Origin of the sequence: Paenibacillus cellulositrophicus (assembly GCF_009363095.1) — a bacterium.
Taxonomy (GTDB): Bacteria; Bacillota; Bacilli; order Paenibacillales; family Paenibacillaceae; genus Paenibacillus_AQ; species Paenibacillus_AQ favisporus.
Genome location: NZ_CP045295.1, coordinates 2197992 through 2218760 on the forward strand (window position 1 = coordinate 2197992; position 20769 = coordinate 2218760).

Below are 20769 nucleotides of genomic sequence, written 5' to 3' on the forward strand. Positions count from 1 at the left end.
AAACGGATTACTCTGATTACTTTATTTCAAAAAGAAATTAAGATCGGTATAATGGGGGTTAACACCTCACAGATGAGGATGCAGTCCGGTTGCCACTTGCTGGGGCCGTGTGTATGATAATCATGAAGCAGCCTGTACGTATAATTGTAGAAAAACCATTGCCAGCAGAGCCCTTCCGGCGTTTGCCGCCGGATCATATTGTGGGGCACCAGCCGCTGGCCTTAACGGTTCAGAATAGTGAGGATAACGACGATATGCAAGATTTTAAGGAAGAGAGATGGAATGTAAAAGAACGCATTCCCTCACCGAAAGCCAAGGAACTGTTCTATGATATCCGGCGCAAGCAGGAGATTTCCAAGGGCGACCTGCTGGCGTCAAGCGGACTGACGATCAGTACGCTGACCCGCGTCCTCGACGAGCTTGTCTCCATCGGCGTCATTAGCGAGAGCGGCCTCGGCGCTTCGACCGGGGGACGGCGTCCGATTCTGTACCAGGTCCGGGGCGAGTACGGCTATGCGTTTGGCCTGGATGTCTCCCGCGTCGTCTCCCGCCTCATTTTGCTCGATTTAGCCGGGCAGACGCTGGAAACAGCGGAATGGGACATGACAGGCGACATGACGCCGGAGCGGCTCATCGGCGAGGTTGTCGGCCGGGCCCGGGAATGGATTGCCGCGCACGGCATCCCGCTGGATCAAGTCATCGGCATGGGTATCGGCGCCGTCGGCCCGCTCGACCGCGAGGCGGGCATCATCGAGGAGCCGGAGTGGTTTGCCGCGCCGGGCTGGCAGCATGTCGAGATCGTGCGCCTGATCGAGGAGGCGCTGCACGTTCCGGTGCTGCTTGACAACGGCGCCAATGCCGCCATCGTCGCCGAAGCATGGGCGAACCGCGGCAAGGATTTCCGCCACATGCTGTACGTGCATGGCGGCACGGGCCTGCGGCTGTCCATGATGTCGGACAGCAAGCTGATCTATGGGGCAGCCGATATGGAAGGCTCGTTCGGGCAGATGATCATCCAGGCGGATGGCATCCCTTACCGAACCGCCAAAGGCAATCACGGCTGCCTCGATTCCTACGCGTCGGTCCATGCGATCGAACGCGAGGTGAATTCCCGGCTGCGGATCGGCCGGAGCAGCCGGCTGCAGCAGATGCTGGAGCCGGGCGAGCCGGCACGCTTCAGCCACATTATGCAGGCGCTGAAGCAGATGGATCCGATGGTCACGGAAGTCGTGACCCAGGCGGCAACGTACTTCGGCATCGGCCTGGCCAACCTGCTGAACATTTTGTATCCCGAGAAGGTCGTTCTCGGCGGGCCGCTGATGACGGATTCGAACCTGTTCTTCTATACGGCGACCCAGACCGCCATCCGCAAAACGTATCATTACCCGAAATATCAGGTCATTTTCAGCAAAGGCAGTTATGGCGAAGAAGCGATCGCCGTCGGGGCGGCGCTCCTGATGCTGGAGCAACTGACCTGCTGAGCCGGCTGCGTCCGTGAAGCCTTCAGGGGCCGCCGCATCCTCATAGCTCGTTTTTTCGGGGCCGCTTTGCCCTCAAAGCCTGTTGATACCCTCAGAGCCCGCTGCGGCCGCCGTCCTCCCAGAGGGCACACGGATGCGTGTCCAGCTAGGAAGCCAGCCGGGCTTGAGCCATTGCCAGCAAGCGGACGGACACGGGTTAAACCGAACGGACATCAAACATGAAAGAAAGAACGAACATCCTCCTACCAGGAAAGGAGCAAGGACCAAAATGACCCAAGAGACCTCCTCCACCGTTCCAACGTCGGGAAATGCCGGAAAGGCCGAAACCTCCTCCTGCTGCTGTTCTGCCGGGCGTGAAGCCGCTTTACAGGCTCCCGCCTGCGGAACGCCTACCGCCCGACACTTAAACGCGCCTGAAGCAAAGGATTTTCACGAAGGGGAAACAGGGGCCGCAAGCAGCCTTCCGCAGCTTCAAGGTTCCGGCAGGGCAGAGACCGGCACGGAATCGGACACACCGGCGGCAACATCGGCTGATCCCAAGGAAGCTTCGCCGACTCATACCGGCTCTGCAGCCGAGCGTCTCCACAGCTCAGCCGCCCAGCAAGAGCCGAGCCTGGCGGAACATTCGGCTCGGCCCGATCCCTCCCAATGGCCGATCATCCCCGAGGGTACCTATATCCTCGGCACCGATGACGGGGAAGGCTTCGCCTCGGATGCCGAAGGGCCTGCGCGGCCAGTGCACATCCCGGCATTCCGCGTATCGCCTTATGCCGTCACGAACGCCGAATTCGCCGCTTTCGTCCAGGCGACCGGCTACGTCACCGAAGCCGAGAAATTCGGCTGGTCGTACGTTTTCCAGCTGCTGATCCCGGATCCCCAGCAGGTGAAGATCGTCGGCTCTCCGGAGCGGACGCCATGGTGGCTCGGCGTCGAAGGCGCCACCTGGCGGGAGCCGGAAGGCCCCGGCAGCGGCATTGGTGACCGGATGGACCATCCCGTGGTCCACGTCTCCTGGAATGACGCTGCCGCTTACTGCGCCTGGGCCGGCGTCCGGCTGCCCACCGAAGTGGAGTGGGAAGCCGCGGCCCGCGGCGGCCTGGAGCGCAAGCGTTACCCTTGGGGCGACGTGCTGCGCCCCGGCGGCGAACACCGCTGCAACATTTGGCAAGGTGTATTCCCTACCAAAAACCATGCCAGCGACGGCTACCTCGGCACCGCCCCCGTTGACGCCTATCTTCCGAACGGATACGGGCTGTACAACATGTCGGGCAACGTATGGGAATGGTGCGGCGACTGGTTTACGTCCGACCCGGCACAGCGCGGCTCTTCGGACCGGCCGGAAGGGCCAGCCCAGGGAAACGCCCGCCTCATGAAGGGCGGATCGTACTTATGCCATCAATCCTACTGCAATCGGTACCGCGTCGCTGCGCGCAGCGGCAACACGCCGGACAGCTCTACAGGCAACATCGGTTTCCGTGTGGCAGCGGATCTGTGACGACAAGCCCAAAAAGGCACCGCTCCTCATGCAAAGCGGTGCCTTTTTGGCGTTAGCTTATTTGGCTTCCTTCGAGCTGACGCCAGGCCGCGATCCCAGACACGCTTCGCAATCACCGCTCGTTGTATGATGTGTTTCGAAACAGAATGAAACGGACTAGCGTTTATTATGCTAGTCCGTTTCTGTTTGTTCTTGATTATTCATTTTGAGCTGTTTTCGTTTGACATGGGCTACTCCCCATTGATGCAGGGATTCCAAAATCGGCGACAGGCTCTTGCCGTATTCCGTGATGGAGTATTCCACTTTCGGCGGGACCTGCGGATATACGACTCGTTTAACGATCTCCTCTTCCTCCAATTCGCGCAGATGGAGCGTAAGCATCCTCTGCGTGATATCGGGCAGCAATCTTCTGAGCTCATTGAACCGCAAAGGCTTGCCTTGAAGCAAATGATAAAGGATAATCGGCTTCCATTTGCCGACGATCGAATCCAGCGCAACGACGAATTGACATTGGGCAGGGTTCTTTTGCATAGGCCCACCTCCGTTACGGTACCTTTTTTGTTACTATACCACATTATTGTGCCTACTTACCATAAGTGAGTTGGTATTATATGATCAGCATTGTAAGTGTTCTTAATATCATTACAGAAGGGAAGTTTGAAGCATGGCAACTGTACTGTACATCACTGCACATCCCCTTAATCCGGAGGAATCTTATAGCCTTGCGGTGGGCAAACAATTTATTGGAGCGTACCGTGAATCAAATCCAACCGATGAAGTTGTTCATTTGGATCTGTATAAAGAAAATATTCCGCAAATCGATGCTGATGTTTTAAGGGGGTGGGGAAAGCTTCGGTCGGGTTCGTCTTTGGATCATCTGTCCGAAGCTGAAAAATCAAAAGTGGCTCGTCTTGAGGAAATTCTTAATCAATTTATGGCAGCCGATAAGTACGTTTTTGTGTCCCCGATGTGGAATTTTACGGTTCCGCCGGTTTTGAAAGCATACACGGATGCGACCTCCATTCCGGGCAAAACTTTCAAGTATACCGAAAAGGGTCCTGTAGGTCTGCTGCCCGGCAGGAAAGCCTTGCACATTCAAGCCAGCGGTTCCGTTTATTCGGAAGGCCCTTTAGCTCCAATAGAAATGGGATACAGCTATATGAAGACGATTTTGCAGTTCTATGGGATTGAAACTGAGGCTATTTTTGTTGAAGGAACGGCGGTATCAGAGCGGGCTCCTTTTATAAAAGAAAAAGCGATTGCACAGGCTAAGGAAGCTGCCAAACGTTTCTAACTTGAGGGGCGCCATCGTTCTCGAACTGAAATCCGCAAGAATGAATCCCCCGGAAGTGGACCCCATCTTGGACTTTTGATCAGGGGAACCTCCAGCCTCCCTAGGAAATCAAGCCGCATCATTTCCTGAATGATAAGAAAAACGTCTATCGACGTACTTTCAAAGAAGACAGACCGCGTCTAGAGGAAGTTTTTCTTGCGAGATCAGGAAGCAGAAGCTCCGAAACTTATACTTTCTGATCTCTAAAAAAGCCCGTTGAAGTTTCTCAACAGGCAGAAAGCACCGCTTCTTATGCGAAGCGGTGCTTTTTTAACCATGAAGCCGCATAATCCACGGCCGCCCTGACGGGCAGCAGCCGGCATTCCGCCATGCCTACCTTACCGACATCGGCATGCCCCTGCTCTTCAAAATCCTGCCCGAGCCGGTCAAAGTCGTCGGAATCGTAGGCATTGTCTTCGAACCATTTCCACGTTCTCGCGCCGTCCTCCAGAATGGCGGCCCCCATTCTTTTCCGCGGCATTTCCTCGATCTGCGTCTCCGCCATATGAAAGGTCGTGCATGAATCGTATCCGACCCCAAGCAGCAGCACCTTGGCATCCAGCCGGTACAGGGCCCCCAGCGGCGAATCCTGGCCGAACTGCGGCGTCAGCGCGTGTACACCTGTAATTTCTGCCGCATGCGGACCCCTGGCTGCAAACGACACCTGCGGATGGTACGAGCGGAGGGTTCCCGGCAGCGAGCGGAACTGCTCCGCGATTCTCCCCATCGCCCGGGTCGCCGTGTAATCCGGGTCAAACGCCGGCATATGCGCGTAAATTTCCTCTAGCCATGCGGATGGTACGGGCGGATTGGCCCATTCCGCAGGATCGGAATTCTGGCTGCTGTGGGCCGGCATCACCAGCGTCCCGGCACTGCCGAGCGCCTGCTGCAGCGCCAGAATGACGGCTTCCGCATCGCCGCACACCCAGCCGATTTTGGATAGCGAGGAATGCACCAGCAGGGTGTCACCCTCCCGGACGCCGAGACGGCCGAGATCCGCCCGGATCGACTCCACCGTGTTCAGCTTCGCCGAAGCGTCAATGACTTTTCTTTCTCCCATGTCAATCCACCTCCTTTGTTCCATTGTGGCAAATTGGGGCGGCTTCGATCAAGTATCAGTTGAACATTGGGACCCCTCCATGCAAGCGACCGTGCCAAGTAAACGGGTATGAAACGAGCCCTATGGAAAGCATGCCTGTACGAACCCGGCGTTGGATAAAGAAAAATGCATCCTTCCCCTGGATCAAGGAAAGGATGCATGAAATTCGATGCGTTAGACAAACCGGTGGTTTTGAAGCATCGTCCGTTCAAATCGTGGTACTTTCATTCGGCTCGTTTTGGCTAATTTCGGCTAGGACCTTCCCTTTACTTGGCGCCCAGCCCTTCGTGCATCGCGCCCAGCAGGCGGTGCGTCCGGTCGCAGCCGTATTCCCAGAACATGATGCCGGCCAGTCCCTGCTCCTTCACATACTCGCATTTATGCCGGATGGATTCCTCGTCATCGTAGGAGATCAGACTCGACCCGTTAAACAGGAACGGCGCGCGGGCTTCCTCATCCCAGTAGCGCGTATAGCCGTTTTTATCGATGTAATCGGCAGCCAGCTCCGTAAAGGATGGGCCGTACCCGCCCGTCGTGCCCGCCATTTGGTACAGTCCGCGGTTGCGGTCCGGGACCTCGTTCCAGATGCGGGAGTAGAACGCCGCTCCGATCACGATTTTTTCCCGCGGCACGCCTGCCCGGACAAAGATGTTCACGGAAGCGTCCGTGCTGATGCGGAACAAGTCACCCGTTCCGGTGTACAGGTTCGTATGATGGCCTGTCAGCACCTGGAAGCCGCCCCGCATGTCGTAGGTCATCAGCTGTACGAAATCGAGGTACTTCTGCACCTGATCCATCTCCGTGCCGTCCACGTAATATTGGTCCGCCCCCGCCGCAATCGTCAGCAGATAGTGGCGGCCTTCCGCGGCGCCTTTGGCGTCGAGCGCTTCCCGAATCGCCGCCAGCAGCAGCGTAAAGTTGTGCTTGTCATCCGGACTGGCGGCGATGTCCGCCTCACCGTAGCACGGATACTCCCAATCCAGGTCGATCCCGTCAAACGGGTACTCGTTCAGCACCCGTACGGCCGATGCAGCCATGCGGGCTCTTCCTTCTTCGGTTGCGGCCGCTTCGGAGAAGCCGCCCGCGCTCCAGCCGCCGACCGACAGCAGCAGCGTCAGCTCGGGATGCTCCCGCTTGATGGACCGGATGGCCTCGCCGTTCTTCAAATGCTCCGTCGTAATTTCGTCATCCCGGACATGGCCGAACGCCACGTTCAGATGGGTCAGCCTGGACAGGTCCTCCGGCGTCATCTCCGGCAGCACGGCGTCCACGGCGTAACCCGCCACAATATATTTTTTCGACATACTTAAGACACTCCGTTTCTTATTGGGTTGTACCAGAATCTCGATCCCGGTTGAGTTGTTATGTTAGGTTGTTCTGTTGGATCGGCTTGCTCTGCCGGCTTACCCCTGCTTTGTTACAGCCGATAAAATCTGCAGCGCCTCTTTCCCCGTGCCGATCTTATAGCCGGATGCCGTGTAACGGATCTGGTTCTGGCCGTCCAGCACGAACAGATGCGGGTAGCCCGCTTCGCTTGCGGCCGAAGACGAAATCAGGTCAGGCAGGGAAGCATAGCTGGAATCCCGTACAAACGCCGTCTGCGCCGGCAGATTCGGATAAGCGGCCGGATCGAAGGACGCTGTCCACTCCCGATCTCCAATGATCAGGACGATCGGCAGCGCCAGCTTGTCAAACGACTCCGCCAGCTCCCCGAGCTCACGCAGCAGATGCTTGGTCGGCTCGCGCTCAGGCTCGATCCAGGCCGTGATGGCACCCTTGGAACCGATCAAGCCGCCCAGAACGGCGGCCGTCCCGTCGAAGCGCGCAACTTCCCCGCCGCCATCCAGCGTGCCCAGCACCGGCATCTCCTCGGCAGCTTCGCGGAACGTCAGCGGAACCTCCGTCGTGTCCCCTTCGCTCACCGTAAAGTAGCTGAGGCGCACCCGCACGGTTCCGTCCTTCAGACGGATGCCCGTTGTCAGGCGGTAGGCACCCGGCTCTACTTCAAACGGCGCGTCGTACACGTCTGTTTGGCCAAACGGGTACACCAGCGTTTTGTATACGCCGTTTTCAAGCCGGGCGAACGTAAAGTTCTCGCTGTAGGATGCGGCAGGCGCATCCGGACCGGCCGCCTCATCCCGCAGCAGGCGCAGCATGCCCCAGCCTGCGCTTCCGGTCTCCTCGGCGGAGGCATACAGGGTGAAGGGCGCGTCTTTCCATCCGCCGTCCTGCCAATACTGCGGCTTCTGCTCGCTCGGGTGCAGGCGGGCCGGGATGCCAAGGCTGCGGCTGGCGGCCACGAACAAGATGCCGAGCGACACCGGGTCGCCCTTGCCCAGCCGGTAGGTACCGACCGGATTGCCTTTGCCAAGCAGGTTCGGCAGGTCCTGCCATAGACCGAAGCCCTGCTCCAGGCGGCGGGCCAGCTGTGCCGGATCTGCCTGATATGCGGCCGTCTCCTCCGGCGTAAAGGCTTCCTGGAAAAACTCCCGGTACGGCACGATCATTTCGAACAGCACGCGCGGGCACAGAATGTACTGGACGAAGAGCTCCTCATCCCAATCGCCGCGGCGCTTCAGCGCTCCGGTCAGATGGTCGTCCAGCGCCGGCCGGAACGTATCGGCCAGGTCCTTGTCGTTCAGCGATTCCAGGAGCCGCAGCGGCCACTCTCCAAATTCGCCGGAACGCTCTTCCAGGAAAGCCGCGATTTCACGTCCGTTGCCCCGGGCCTTGCCCAGCACCGCCTCGACACGCTCGGCCGGAAGCCCCGCCGCCTTCGCCAATCGGGCGGCTTCGTCCCCGCCGAGGAAAGTTTCCTCGAATGCGGTCCGGATGCGCGTACCTTCCTCGATCCGGGCGTTGTGGCGCTGCTGTTTCTCTTCCGTGACGGCATCCGCAGCTTCCCCTTCCCGTTCGGGCGGCGGCACCATGTCAAAGTCTGCCGTTCCTTCCGGCTGAACGGAGCAGTCCAGAATCAGCTCAAAGCGCTCGCTGTCCCGGACCGAAATCTTGGTCTCACCCCAGCGTCCGTCCTTGACGGCGCGGATGACTAGGTCTCCGAAGCCCGTCTTGAAGGAGGCTTCGCCCCGCTCGTCCGTCGGAAGCGTGGCGATCGGGTACAGCTCCGCCATGTTGTACAGCTCGAAGCGCACCTCGGCCCCCTCTACCGGAACGCCGGCCTCATCTTTTACCGTCACGCGGATGGTCTGCGTCGGCGCGTAATTTTCCAGCAGATTGATCTCCGTAAACCATTCGTCGGCCAGCGTAATATCTTCAGGCCCCGGATAATCGGCATAGATTCTCGTGTTGATCAGCATCGCACGCCGTGCCGGCGGAGTGAACCAGCCCTGGTTCAGGCGGGCTTCCGGCTCGCAGGCGCCGATGTAGTACCACTGCCCGTCGGCCCACGCTTCCACCCAGGCGTGGTTGTCGTCGCAGTGCGCCCAGCGCGGGGTATAGACCTGGCGCGCAGGAATACCGATGCTGCGCAGCGCGGCCACGGCGAGCGTCGACTCTTCCCCGCAGCGGCCACGGGCCGTGCGGATCATCGTCAGGGGCGAAATCGTCCGCAGATCGCTGCCGACGTAGGTCGCCTTTTCGTGGCACCAGTAGTTCGTTTCCAGGATCGCGTCCGCCATGGACAGTCCCGCGGTCCGCTCCGCCAGTTCGTTATACAATATGCCGCGCGAATCCTCGATATTTTCAGTATTCACCCGGTATGGAAGGACGAAGTGCAGGAAGAGGTGATCCGGTACCCGCTCGCCCCAAGGCACCTGCTTGCGGATCGCCAGCGTGCGGCGCACATGGCTCAGAAACAGCGCACCGTCGTAATCCGCCAGGTCGTTGACCGGCATGTACGCGTACAAATATTTCAAAGCCCATGTCTCCTCGGCGGTCAAAGCCTCCTCGAACACGCCGAACAGCTCCTGTTTCCGGGATTCGGCCAGTGCCATCTTCTCCTGAAATTTCTCCTCGATCCGCTGCAGCATCTCCTGATCCAGCGAGAATGCGGTCGTATGCGTCGTCATTTCGCTTCCTCCTTCCACAGCTTTCCGTCTTCGCGGATGCAGTACACCGCTCGTCCGTCCGCGGACGGCGCCGTCAGCTGAAACAGGCTGCGGGTTACTTCGATCTCCGGTTGAATCGTCCAGGTATCTTCACCTTTCAGCTGCTCCCAATCCGCCGTAAACCGTCCATTGGCCTCATAGTGGTTGCGCTCGCGGTAATAGAGCTTGCGAAGCTCCCACTTGATCCGCTCGTCCTCCGGCAGCTCAAAATCCTGGGGCACTTCTCCGTCCGAGAATACGACGTACCCCCAGAGCTCCGGATAATGCATATTGATGATGCCCATCGGCGACCATACCCAGTTGTCCTCGGGATATGGCTTGCCGGTCTCAGGGTTCAGCACCTTGCGGTATTCACCGTCCTGCACCTCCGTCCGCCACTCCACCCGCGAGAAGTTGACACGCCAGAACTCGCCGGTAGCCGGGCGGCGCCCCTCGGGCGCACATTCCTTCAGGCTCGCCCACGGGATCGCCACTTCCACGCTCCACTTGCGGTTGTCTGCATCCGGGCGGTTCAGCTCGCCGTCAATATGCACCGCGGTCTTCAGGCCGGCGATATCCCAGCCGTTGACCGGAGGTCCGCCGTCGCGGTAAGGCTGTACCAGCAGCAGGTCCCAGACCGTATTCAGCGCATTGATTTCAAACTCGTAATATTGATGCGTATCCCCGTCGGGATCGATAAAGATTTCAAAATCGTTGTCGTAGAAAATGACCGAATCCCGCTCGGTCAGCGTAGCCCAGATCTGATCCTCGATCAGCTCCGCGCCGAAGTAGAAATATTCGTCGTCCCACAGCATTTTGACCCGGGTCTGCTTGGCCGGCTTGGGGCGCAGATCGCCCTCGATATCGACGAAATCCTCCGTCCACTGCGCAGCGGACCAGAATGGCTTGTCCAGGCATCCGTCCAGGACGAGCGGCCCCTGCGCCCGCCGGCAAATATAATGTTTGGGAGCATATTCAATCCTAGGCTCCGGCACTCCGCTTAGATTCATCGCGATTCCCTCCGTTATTCGTTCTGCATCGATCGTTAACCTATATTGCCGTATCCGCAATCTCCAAGGCCAGCGTCACAATCTCGGCCGGCCCGGCCGCTACGCGGAGCGCCTCTCCGGGCTGCACCGCTTCCACCGCATCCTGCCGCTCTTCCAGAATATTGCTTCGACATGCCTGGCGATACGCAAATGTCGGCGTTACGGCAAGCTCGCTGCCGCTCGAGGTCAAATTGTACCAGCGGAAGATGAGGTCTCCTGTCTCTTCACTTCTTTTCACCGCGGACTGTGCTATTCCTTCTCCCTTCCAGCCGAACCATTGATAAACCGGCGGGAGGCTGCCCGCATGCAGGCCGACCTGTACGCCCGTCCACGGTACCTGGAACTGATAGGCTTCGTTATACGCAGCCTCAGGTTTCGCAAGACCGTGCGGGATGATCATCAGCTCGGCATAGGCTTCGCCCAGGCACTGCGCCTCCGGTGTCGGGAATACGCCCCAGTCGCCCAGCTCGCCGACGGAACGCAGCAGCGTCACCGCTATCGTGTTCTGTCCGTCTTGCAGCACCTCGTATTCGTTCAAGCCCAGGTTCGCAACCGTGAGTCCCGTCCGCCCGTCCTGGATGCTGACAAAAGCCTGCTGGTGGTGGCAGTAGCTCGGGTTGGTCCATTCGGCGGACGGCTCGTTGCCGCGGGTCGCGACCTCGAACATGGAATCCGCCTGGTGAACACTGCTGGCAAGGCCGGTCGGGAACAGCATCCGCAGCCGGTGATCCTTGGCTTGGTTATTGAAGCGGGAAGTTACCTTCAAACCGCGTGATCCTTTCTCCAGCGTCAAGGTTGTCTCGATGACGATCCGGACGGTCTCCTTGGAGCGGCCGGACGATCGGCCGGTGAACCATACGAGCTCCTGCTGCTCCTGCGCAAGCTTCTCCTCCGCTCCCTTCGGGATGTCCCAGGCGTGAACGACCCGGAAGGACGCCTCGTAGGGCTTGTCGGCCAGGACTGCAATCTCGGCTGCTGTATTCCGGGTCGTCAGCAGGGTTTCCCCGTCCGGCTGGCGGTACATGTATTCATTGCCGATGTCCCCGCTGTCCTCGTAAACGCACAAACCAGAGTAGATCTGGCCGCTCGCCTTGTCCGTCAGCGTCACCGATCCGTCGTTTTCAATGCTAACCGACACGTATTCGTTTTCCATGGTTCGGTCCCCGGTGACAAGTGTGGCCCGTTCCGCCGATTCAGCGGCTTGGGAAGCCGGGCGGACAACCGCGTAGGTGCTGAAGCCGCTTGCGGGAACGTCCGCCGCCTCCAGCTCCACCCGGACCTTTCGGGCAAAATAAGGCTGCCGGAACTTGTCGTCAGGCAGATCGTATCCGAACTGCAGTCCCAGGTCGGTGATCGTGCAGTCCACCTCCCGTCCCTCGCTGTCCACCACGATCCGGTCCGCCAGCTCGAGCTGCTTCACCCGCGATTTCATTTCGCCGAACGGAATGCCTTCCCGGAAATAATGGCGGAGCACGTCGACTTCGACGCTTACCGTGCCGGTCCGCTTGCCGCCGGTCGTATTGAAGACGGTGAACGGAACAGCATCCGGCCCGAACGCCGCAAAGCCGGTAGTGTCGATGTGTTCCGCAATAGACTGCAGGCTGTCGTCCGCAACCGCTTCGGCGACGTGCCGGCTTTTCTCGAAGCGGGTGATCATCTCGCGATGTACTTCGTCCACGCTGCAGCCGCAGATGCTGTCATGCGGGTGGTTCTGCATCAGCGTCTTCCAGGCGTACTGCAGGAGATCATGCGGATACGCCGCACCGAGCAGGCTGGCATAAGCTGCAAGCGGCTCCGCCACCTTTTCGAGCATCGCCTGGCCCCGCTGATTCAACTGCTTCAGGTAGACGCGGGAGGAAGCCGTATTGACGAGCGTCCCCCAACCGTCCGTCCGCTGGCTGCGCAGCTCGCCCCGGACGGAGGACAATTCACGGTCCAGCGAGGATTCGAGAGCCGCCAAATAATCGATGAAATTGGAATGGACGAAGTCCGTATCCGGGAACAGTTCGCGCGCCGTGCGGATCGCCTCCGGCAGATCGAGCTGGATCGGCTGGTGGTCACAGCCGTTCATGAACAGCAGCTCCCCGGTAGAAGCGTACTTGGCGGCGTCCGCCAGCTTGCGCTGCCAGTATTCTTTCGCCTCGCCCGGATCCGCAGGCACCTCATTCCCGTTCGAATACCAGTTGGCGAACAGGATGCCGAGCACCTTGGAGCCGTCCGGCCCCTCCCACTCCAGCTCGGAGAAGGAGGATTCGTAATCGCCGTCGGCGACCGTGTTGTTAAAGCCTGTGGGCTTCACGCCCCGTCCGAAGAAGGCGTTATGGATGCCGGACTGCCGCATGAGCTGGGGCGTTTGTCCGGCAAGCCCGAAGGTGTCGGGAAAGTAGCCTATTTTGGCCGGCTGGCCGTAGCGCTTGGCGTCCTTGTGCCCGATCAGCATGTTGCGCACATTGGCCTCGCTGCTCGTCAGAAATGCATCCTGCAGGATGTACCAGGGGCCGATCAGGATGCGGCCGTCCGAAATATGCTTCTCAAGCCGCGCCTGCTGCTGCGGCCGGACCTGCAGGTAATCCTCCAGGATGATCGTCTGGCCGTCCAGGAAAAAGCTGCGGTATTCCGGGTCCTCATCCAGCTTGTCCAGCAGCGCATCCATCAGTTTTATCAGACGGACATGATGCTTCTCATAGGGCAGATACCATTCCCGGTCCCAATGGGTGTGGGATACGATATGAGCCGTTTTGCGGTTTGGCATGTGTTCTTCCTCCTAGCTTTTCTTGACTTGAATCTGAACCTCGTGCGGGCGGTACACCGCCTGTATTCGTCCTTCCGCATCGGCCGCAAACAGCACCGACCGCTCCTGCTCCAGCTCGAACGCATAGACGGCTCCGGAATCGTCGTCCTGCACTTCAATCTGGGCATTCCACGCATATTCCGATACGAAAATGTATAAAAAGCCTTCGGAAAACCGCAGTCTGCGCCCGTAAATCCCCGGGTTGTCCCCGCCCTGCAGCCAGGTCAGGCCGCTGGCGCAGCCGGCCGCCTCCGCCGCATAGCGGTACAGCTCGGCCATGGTGTCAATCCGTTCGTTCAGCTCAACCGGCAGCGGGCTCCAGATCAATCTGCCCGCGCCCAGCGGGATGTCGGTCACCGCGTCGGCAGCAGGCGTTCCCGAACCGGCCTGGCTGTCGCCCGACGCCAGCACCTCTTTGTTCACCTCAGCGATGCGCCGCTTCCCGAAGGAAACCGGCAGCCGTTTGCCCTGAAGGCTCAGCGTCTCCTCGCGCCGTACGTTGCGGATCTCCGTGGCGCCTAGCAGATCCGCCACCCGCTCCGTCCGCCGCCAGTACGCGTCGATCGAGAGCGGCCCGGTCACGAGAAGCACCGCTCCCGTGCTCCGGACGATCTCAAGCAGCCTCGCCCAAGCCGCGTCCTCGATATTGTGCGGGCTTGGCAGCAGAATCAGCTTGGCCGGATGCTCCGCCAGCGGCTCCAGGTCGTATTCGGACACGGCCCGCAGCGGCAGCTTCAGCTGATAGGACAGCACGCGCGTCATCAGGCGCGTCGCCTCATTCGCAAACTTCCGGTTCGAGAAGTCGTTCGAGTATGGGAACACCGCCGTTATATCCTCCAATTCACGGTCCCGGAACAGGTCGCGGATTCCCGCTATAAACCGGCCGAACTCGTACGAGACGTCCGCCTCCGGCTTCTCCGTGCCGTCGGCCCGCAGGGCACCGATATGCGATTCGTTCGCATTATCCATATAGAAGTTCGTGTTCCAGATCCAGTGGATCGCTCCCGCACCGCCCGTCGAGAACGCATAAGCGTACTTGCGCTCCAGCATGCTGCGCAGCTCCCGCTCGCTCCGCTTGGCCAGCCCTTCGGCCGTCTCGACGTACATGATCCCCGTCTCCTGAACGACATTCGGCTTGTCTGCCGTCTTGGCAAAAATCCCGTCCCAGACCAGATCGTCGTTCTGCCACCAAGAATGCACCGTCGTATAGTCTGCTGCCTCGCGGTAGAAAAACGGTGACGGCCGCTGCGAGCCGAGCGCCTCGTCCTGGCCGACAGTGACCAGCTGATCCGGACACAGCTCCTTGATCGTGTCATACAGCTGGAGGGCCCAGCGGTTATGCATGTCCATCGAGAACAAGCAGTAATCCAGCCAGCGCGTCCCCTTCTTGCCTGAATGCATATCCTGCACGTCAAAATTGATCTCCTGCGGCTCCGGAATCGCGGCGGCCGCAAAGCTCGGCAGCTGCTCCGGCGTCATATTCCACCGCTCCTGCAGCTGCCCGATTTGGCCGTGGCGCCGCTCCAGCCACTCCGCAAAGGCCGCCCGTTCAAAGCGATCATGCGAAGAGCGCGGCCCTGCCGAGAAAATACGCGCCGGGTCAAACATCGATGGTTCGTTGATCAGGTCCCAGTCCACGTTCGTCGTGTGACGGTGGCGGGAGACGATGGAGCGGATGTACCGCTTCTGGGCCTCCACGCTCTGCGGGTCCAGATAAGGATTGACTCCTTCCCACGTCTCCGGCGTGAAGGAGAAGAAGGTGAAGGTGACGTGAAGTCCGTGCTTCTTCGCCGTCAGGATAAAGGCGTCAATCGCCCGCAGCACCTCCTCCGAGGCATGGCCGTCGACCTGCATGATGTTGCGGTAGGCGGTCCACACTCCGGTGCGGATCCAGTTGATGCCGGCCGCCGCCATTTGGGCCATGTCCCGGTCCCACACGTCGCTGTTCGGCAGGAACAAGAACTTCCGGGCCACATCGGACGCCATATATGTCATGCCGACAATCGGCAGCGGCCGGCCGTCCTTGACGAAATAGTCCCGCCCGCGGGTCAAGAGGCTTCCTTCCCGAAGCAGCTGCGCATCATGCCCCCAGAAGCCCTGGCGCAGCACGCGTACTTCGCCGTCTTCCGACGTAGCGGTGCATTCCACCCGGTACAGCCCGGCGCGAAGCGCAAGCGGCACGGAAATCCGGACGAAGTCCAGCTCACCCGTAACGCCCGTTGTGAACCGATGCTCCCACTTCTGGTCCCCTTCGTCCTCCTCTACCGTAAGGACGAACGTCCATCGCTCGGCATCGCGAACCGAGGCCCGCTTCGGAAAGATCCGCTGCGTTTGCAGCGTCAAGACCGCGTGATCGCCCGGCTCATAGGCAGCGTAATTGGTCTTTAGCGACAGCTCGGTGACCGGACGCGACGCAAACTCTGCCCAGGTACCCAGCGCCTCTCCTCCACCCTGACTCCAGAACGCGGAGGTGAGCGGCACGTTCACGAACAGCCAGCGTGAACCGGCAAAATCACCGCGCGAGTTCTCCCACAGCACCACCGGAGCGGCCACCTCGCGGCCGTCGGCGGATACGCCGGTCAGCAGCGCATGCACCTGCGTGCTCATCGTGCCGGCGGAGCCCATCTGGTGCGGCAGATCGGCGTTCCGGGTCGTGTGCGGTACCAGGTTCAGCGTGTCGCTGATGCCAAACAGCTGCTCCTGTCCGGCCAGAAGCGGGATCTGCTCCGAAGCCCGCAGGCTCGCGACCGGAGAGGCGTCCACATGCAGCATTTCATGAATGTACAGCTCCCGGTGGTAAGCGGTCTGCTCCGCCTCCGCCTTCCATGCCCCATCCTCAAGCCGGACCGGCCGGCGGAACGGAGCCCCGCCGACGCTGACGAGCCCGCCGCCGCGTCTTAGAAACGCCGCAATATCCGCCCATGCGTCTTTCGGAAAATATGGCGCATGCAGGTTTACGAAGCATCCTTCCTCAGCAGTCCGCAGCGCTTCGGCAAGACCTTTGGCGTCGGCCACTTTACCGATCCGCCGCAGCTCATCAAGCTGCTCGGCTGGAGGAAGCGATGCCCCCGGAAACGAGGAATCGCAGAAAATGATGACCGGCCGGCTCATAGAATCCCTTCTTTCATCGCTTGATAAACCAGCTGCGAGAAGAGGCTGTTCGACCAGGCAAACCACGATCTCGTATATACGGCTGGATCGTCGGCAAGGAATCCCTCATGCATATAGCCCGTTCCCGCGTCCGTCGCCTCCAGCGTCGCGATCATCTCCAGCTTTTCTTCCTTCGTGACCGCTGTCAGTCCCTGCATGGACAAAGCCATATGCCACACATAGCCTTCAGGCGTATGCGGGCTGCCGATGCCCTTTGCCGCCCGGCCTTCGAAGTAGAACGGATTGGCTTTGGACAGCGCAAAGCGTCTAGTGTTTTGATAGATCGGATCATCGGCGGCGACATAACCCAAATAAGGAATGGACAGCAGTCCCGGAGTACCCGCGTCGTCCATCAGGCAGTAGTTGCCGAACCCGTCGGTCTCGTACGCGTAAATCGGTCCGAATTCCGGATGGCGGTAGATGCCGTAGAGCTGGATGCCGTGATGGATATCTTCCTCAAGCGCCTTCAGCTCCTGCAGGAAGCCCGTATCGCGGAACACCCATTCGGCAAACTCCTGCATGTGGCGCAGCGCAACCACGGCGAACATGTTGCCCGGAATGTTGTAATGAAAGTCGCACGCGTCGTCGCTGGAGCGGAAGCCGGACCAGACCATGCCCGTATAGTTGACTGGCATGCCGAGCCCTCCGTTTGCCAGCGTATCCTGCCGGATGCCGTTATTGCGCATAAAACGGTACGGCGACTGTTCCATATGACGCTGCTCGGTCCGGAACAGCTCGTAAATGATCCGCATCGCCGATTTGAAACCGGCGTCGAAAATGTCCGTCAGCCCGGTTTCCTTCCAGTACGCATAGGCGAGGCGCATGGAGAAGCACAGAGAGTCGATCTCGAACTTGCGCTCCCACACCCAAGGGCCCATATCGGTCACGTCAGCCTTGTTCCAGTGCCAGTCGTTCGCCGACTCATTAAACGCGTTCGCGTACGGATCGATATGTATGTACTGAATGTGCCGCTTGACCAGCCCGCCGATCATCCGCTGCAGCCCGGCATCCTCTTTGGCGAAGGGCACGTAATGCATGACCTGCTCCACGGAATCGCGGAGCCAGGACGCGGGAATATCTCCGGTAATAACAAAGGTGGTTCCGTCATCCATCAGCTTCGTGGTCGTTTCCAGCGTGTTCGGAAAACAGTTCTTGAATAGCTGCAGCAGCTTGGGCCGGTGCGCCAGCTTCTCTTCCGCTTCGGTCAGCACGTTCTGAATGGAAGCCGGAAGTTCCATCCGCGGCATGTTGATTTGAGGCAATCTGAATTGTTCCATTCTCGATCTCCTTTTGTATACATGGTCATGTGCTCCGGGCTGATCCTAAGACGAGGCGGCTAAGCCATTATTACCTTTGGCCCCCGAATCCTGTCCGTTTACCCGAAAGAGGGGGAGGCCCCGCCGTGAAAAGTGCAAGGCGTTCCTCCCCGTGATCGTCCGCTTATAGCGTTCTGTCCATCGGTCAGTTATGAGTCACGACGGCGCCGGATCCGCCGTACATTTCCAGCTCTTCGTCGAACTCCAGCTTCAGCACCGTTACCTGCTCATGGGTGTCCTCAGGGGTCATGTGAATCCATGTCGTTCCCGGGATGTTGAACCACGGCACCCCGCCGTGAATTTCATGCGAGAGCTCTTTGCCGGAGTGGAGCACCGTGATCTTCTTGATCGGGTTGCACAGCCCTTTGAGGCAAATGTTTTCCTTCGGATCGTCATAGACAAACAGGTACAGCGTCTTGCGGTCCTTGGACACCGTGCTGCCTCCGAGATAATAACGGGTCATGATGCCTTCCTCTGTGCCGAACACCGCCTCTTCGTGAGTGCGGATCCAATCGCCCAATCCGAGCAAAATATCTTCCTGCCGCTTGTCGATCGTGCCGTCTTCCCGCGGTCCGATATCGAGCAGCATGTTGCCGCCCATCGAAATGCAGTCACAGAACATGCGGATGATCTGGTTCAGCGACTTGTATTTGTTATCCGTCGGCACGTAGCCCCAGGACGTGTTGATCGTCGTGCAGAACTCCCACGGCCCCTCCGGTCTCGTGATCGGAATGCCCTGCTCCGGCGTTTTGTAATCGCCGTGGCCCTGCAGACGGGAATTGATGATGATGTCCGGATTCAGCGTGTGCAAATATTCCTTAAAGGCCGGCAGGTTCCACTGCTCGGCGCTGCGCTCCCAGTCCCCGTCGAACCAGAGCAGATCTACCTTGCCGTAGTTCGTCAAAATTTCCCGCAGCTGGTTGTTGTTAAACTCGAGGAACTTTTGCCAGCGCTCTTCATCCTGAACGCCGTCCCGAGGGCTGGAAAAGCGGTTGGCCGTGCTCAAATCCTCCGGCACCTTGCCCCCTTCATAGACGCTCGGATAATCGGGATGGGACCAGTCGATCAAGGAATAGTACATGCCCAGATGGATCCCGCGCTTCTGGATGGCCTCCGCGTACTCCTTAACGATGTCCCGCTTGGCCGGCGTTTTCTGAATGACGTTCAGATCGCTGTACTTTGTGTCCCAGAGCGCTACCCCGTCATGGTGCTTCGTCGTCAGCACCGCATATTTGGCGCCGGACTTTTCGATCAAGTCGGCCCACGCTTCGGCATCGAATTTCGACGCCGTAAATCCGTTCAGCTGCTTCATGTATTGTTCATAGGGAATGTGTCCGTTGTAGAATGACCAGGACTCAGCCACTCCGTCGACGGCATAAATGCCGTAGTGGATAAAAATCCCCAGCTTTGCGCTTTCAAACCATGGTTGCATATCGGTCGCACCTTTCGCGTTGTAGTCGGTTGTTTATAGGCGGTGTTTGGATCTATACTTTTATGCCGCGCCCGCCCGCTGTCTTAGCGGATACGGAACACGTGCGCGATCGGCGCCAGCCCTTCGCGTTCCTTCTCCGGAAGGCGGATGGCGACGCCGTCATCCGTGCGCCGGAATTCCAGGTTGTCCGCTCCGCCGACGAGATCGATCCGGCTGAACGGCTGCTGCAGCGGCAGATGCAGCTCCGCTGGAACCGCTTCGTGCTCGTCCCGGTACAGGTAAAAGGCGTAGGTCGTGTCGCCTTTTTGGGTGAACTGCGCCCGGCCGACCGAATACGGCTCGCAAATCCGCGTGCCATAAATGGCTTCGCCGTGAACCTTCAGCCATGCGCCCATGCCCTTGATGCGGGAGATAGCCGTTTTGGAAATCCGTCCGTCCGGCTGCGGTCCCACATTGAGCGCCAAATTGCCGCCCTTAGCAACAATTTCAACCAGCAGATGGATCAGCTGGCGGACCGTCTTGTAGTCGTCCTCATAACGGAAGGAAAAGGCCGATCCCATCGTGATGCAGCTCTCCCAAGGTACGCTCAGCGCGCGTTCGGGCAGCGTCTGTTCCGGCGTGATCAGGTTTTCGTAAGGTCCTCCCACCGTGCGGTCCGCCGACAGCAGCCAAGGCTGAATTTTCCGCGCCCGCTCAACCACTTCGCCCAGACGGATGTTTTGATCCCGATAGTCGTTGACCCAGCCGGCATCCAACCACAGCACGTCGATCTTTCCGTAATTCGTCATGAGCTCCATGATCTGTTCATGCGTAAACTGGACGAACTGCTCCCACAGCCAAGGATATTCCTTCGGATCGTAGGTCGGCCCGCGGGATGTCGTTGTTCCCGGCTTCATCCCGGGAGCCCAGTAATACGGGGTGTGCCAGTCCGCCTTGGAGAAGTAGGCGGAGATGCCGAGCCCTTTTTCCCGAAAAGCGTTAAACAGCTGCTTGGTGATATCCGCGTATTTGTGCGTATGGAACGGGCAGTCCGGCCCGGTGATACGGTAATCGGTCGTCTTCGTATCCCACATGCAAAACCCGTCATGGTGCTTGGTCGTAAAGTTTAAATATTTAAAGCCGTTCTCGGCGGCCAGATCCGCCCACAGCTCCGGCTGGAAACGGAGCGGGTTGAACGTTTTGTTCAAGGCAAAATACTCGCGTTTCAGCTCCTCCGCATCGATGTCCCAGTCGATTTCGTTTCTGGACCATTCCTCATCCACGTCGCTCAGCGCCCAAGATTCCACCAATCCGAGCTGGGAATAAGGCCCCCAGTGCATCATCAGGCCCAGTTTCTGGTCTTTGAACCATTCCAGGCGCTCCAGCAGCAGCGGGTCTTCGGGTTTCACCCAATGCTCTTCACTGCTGTAATTGTGGACGCCTTCCACGACGACGGATTCCTGTTCTTCCTGGACCTGCTTGATTTCGCTCATCGTACACCCTCCATTAATTCGGATTTTTATCATAGATTGAGCTGCCCGCCGCTAAGCCGCGCCTTCCTATCAACAAAATTCTCCATATTTCGACTTCGTTCGTTT

General features: G+C 59.2%; 13 protein-coding genes. 3 read left to right on the forward strand and 10 right to left on the reverse strand.

Annotation, left to right across the window (positions count from 1 at the left end):
* Window positions 1-254: 254 nt before the first annotated feature.
* Both GCU45_RS10015 and GCU45_RS10020 read left to right on the forward strand, forming a co-directional pair.
* Window positions 255-1481, forward strand: coding sequence for an ROK family protein (locus tag GCU45_RS10015; protein ID WP_152398816.1), 1227 nt, complete (start codon window positions 255-257; stop codon window positions 1479-1481).
* Between the two features lie 268 nt (window positions 1482-1749).
* Window positions 1750-2976, forward strand: a complete 1227-nt coding sequence (locus GCU45_RS10020) for an SUMF1/EgtB/PvdO family nonheme iron enzyme (RefSeq protein WP_152398817.1) — start codon at window positions 1750-1752, stop codon at window positions 2974-2976.
* 171 nt (window positions 2977-3147) lie between these two features.
* Here GCU45_RS10020 and GCU45_RS10025 read toward each other — a convergent pair whose 3' ends face one another.
* Entirely contained in the window at window positions 3148-3507 is a 360-nt protein-coding gene (locus GCU45_RS10025; protein WP_076173545.1) for a winged helix-turn-helix transcriptional regulator, read from the reverse strand.
* A 133-nt stretch (window positions 3508-3640) separates the two neighbouring features.
* Here GCU45_RS10025 and GCU45_RS10030 point away from each other — a divergent pair, with 133 nt between their 5' ends.
* Window positions 3641-4270 carry an NAD(P)H-dependent oxidoreductase gene (locus GCU45_RS10030; protein ID WP_152398818.1) on the forward strand — a complete coding sequence of 210 codons (630 nt, stop codon included), beginning with the start codon at window positions 3641-3643 and terminating at the stop codon, window positions 4268-4270.
* A 289-nt stretch (window positions 4271-4559) separates the two neighbouring features.
* Here GCU45_RS10030 and GCU45_RS10035 read toward each other — a convergent pair whose 3' ends face one another.
* The 9 genes from GCU45_RS10035 to GCU45_RS10075 form a co-directional block, all read right to left on the reverse strand.
* The gene (locus GCU45_RS10035; protein ID WP_152398819.1) at window positions 4560-5369 is read right to left on the reverse strand and encodes an AAC(3) family N-acetyltransferase; all 810 of its coding nucleotides are present in this window, start codon (window positions 5367-5369) and stop codon (window positions 4560-4562) included.
* 305 nt (window positions 5370-5674) lie between these two features.
* Window positions 5675-6712, reverse strand: coding sequence for a glycoside hydrolase family 18 protein (locus tag GCU45_RS10040; RefSeq protein WP_152398820.1), 1038 nt, complete (start codon window positions 6710-6712; stop codon window positions 5675-5677).
* A gap of 99 nt (window positions 6713-6811) precedes the next feature.
* Window positions 6812-9436: a transglutaminase domain-containing protein gene (locus tag GCU45_RS10045; protein WP_152398821.1), complete on the reverse strand. Its 2625-nt coding sequence runs from the start codon at window positions 9434-9436 to the stop codon at window positions 6812-6814.
* Complete coding sequence (locus GCU45_RS10050) at window positions 9433-10464, reverse strand: carbohydrate-binding family 9-like protein (protein ID WP_152398822.1); 1032 nt, start codon at window positions 10462-10464, stop codon at window positions 9433-9435. Before GCU45_RS10050 ends, GCU45_RS10045 begins: the two co-directional genes overlap by 4 nt.
* Before the next feature lie 40 nt (window positions 10465-10504).
* Complete coding sequence (locus tag GCU45_RS10055; RefSeq protein WP_152398823.1) at window positions 10505-13255, reverse strand: alpha-mannosidase; 2751 nt, start codon at window positions 13253-13255, stop codon at window positions 10505-10507.
* A gap of 12 nt (window positions 13256-13267) precedes the next feature.
* The gene (locus GCU45_RS10060) at window positions 13268-16405 is read right to left on the reverse strand and encodes a beta-galactosidase (RefSeq protein ID WP_152398824.1); all 3138 of its coding nucleotides are present in this window, start codon (window positions 16403-16405) and stop codon (window positions 13268-13270) included.
* Complete coding sequence (locus GCU45_RS10065) at window positions 16402-17721, reverse strand: glycoside hydrolase family 125 protein (protein WP_152398825.1); 1320 nt, start codon at window positions 17719-17721, stop codon at window positions 16402-16404. The genes GCU45_RS10060 and GCU45_RS10065 overlap by 4 nt, the downstream gene beginning before the upstream one ends.
* 184 nt (window positions 17722-17905) lie before the next feature.
* The gene (locus GCU45_RS10070) at window positions 17906-19192 is read right to left on the reverse strand and encodes an alpha-L-fucosidase (RefSeq protein WP_152398826.1); all 1287 of its coding nucleotides are present in this window, start codon (window positions 19190-19192) and stop codon (window positions 17906-17908) included.
* Window positions 19193-19275: 83 nt separating this feature from the next.
* Complete coding sequence (locus GCU45_RS10075; RefSeq protein ID WP_105444956.1) at window positions 19276-20664, reverse strand: alpha-L-fucosidase; 1389 nt, start codon at window positions 20662-20664, stop codon at window positions 19276-19278.
* Window positions 20665-20769: the final 105 nt, after the last annotated feature.

Excerpts from the sequence above, each read along its gene's own strand:
- GCU45_RS10045 (WP_152398821.1), bottom strand. The coding sequence starts at position 9,436 with ATGACGACGCATACGACCGCATTCTCGCTGGATCAGGAGATGCTGCAG.
- GCU45_RS10025 (WP_076173545.1), bottom strand. The coding sequence starts at position 3,507 with ATGCAAAAGAACCCTGCCCAATGTCAATTCGTCGTTGCGCTGGATTCG.
- GCU45_RS10065 (WP_152398825.1), bottom strand. The coding sequence starts at position 17,721 with ATGGAACAATTCAGATTGCCTCAAATCAACATGCCGCGGATGGAACTT.
- GCU45_RS10050 (WP_152398822.1), bottom strand. The coding sequence starts at position 10,464 with ATGAATCTAAGCGGAGTGCCGGAGCCTAGGATTGAATATGCTCCCAAA.
- GCU45_RS10070 (WP_152398826.1), bottom strand. The coding sequence starts at position 19,192 with ATGCAACCATGGTTTGAAAGCGCAAAGCTGGGGATTTTTATCCACTAC.
- GCU45_RS10040 (WP_152398820.1), bottom strand. The coding sequence starts at position 6,712 with ATGTCGAAAAAATATATTGTGGCGGGTTACGCCGTGGACGCCGTGCTG.
- GCU45_RS10020 (WP_152398817.1), top strand. The coding sequence starts at position 1,750 with ATGACCCAAGAGACCTCCTCCACCGTTCCAACGTCGGGAAATGCCGGA.
- GCU45_RS10060 (WP_152398824.1), bottom strand. The coding sequence starts at position 16,405 with ATGAGCCGGCCGGTCATCATTTTCTGCGATTCCTCGTTTCCGGGGGCA.
- GCU45_RS10075 (WP_105444956.1), bottom strand. The coding sequence starts at position 20,664 with ATGAGCGAAATCAAGCAGGTCCAGGAAGAACAGGAATCCGTCGTCGTG.
- GCU45_RS10035 (WP_152398819.1), bottom strand. The coding sequence starts at position 5,369 with ATGGGAGAAAGAAAAGTCATTGACGCTTCGGCGAAGCTGAACACGGTG.
- GCU45_RS10015 (WP_152398816.1), top strand. The coding sequence starts at position 255 with ATGCAAGATTTTAAGGAAGAGAGATGGAATGTAAAAGAACGCATTCCC.
- GCU45_RS10030 (WP_152398818.1), top strand. The coding sequence starts at position 3,641 with ATGGCAACTGTACTGTACATCACTGCACATCCCCTTAATCCGGAGGAA.
- GCU45_RS10055 (WP_152398823.1), bottom strand. The coding sequence starts at position 13,255 with ATGCCAAACCGCAAAACGGCTCATATCGTATCCCACACCCATTGGGAC.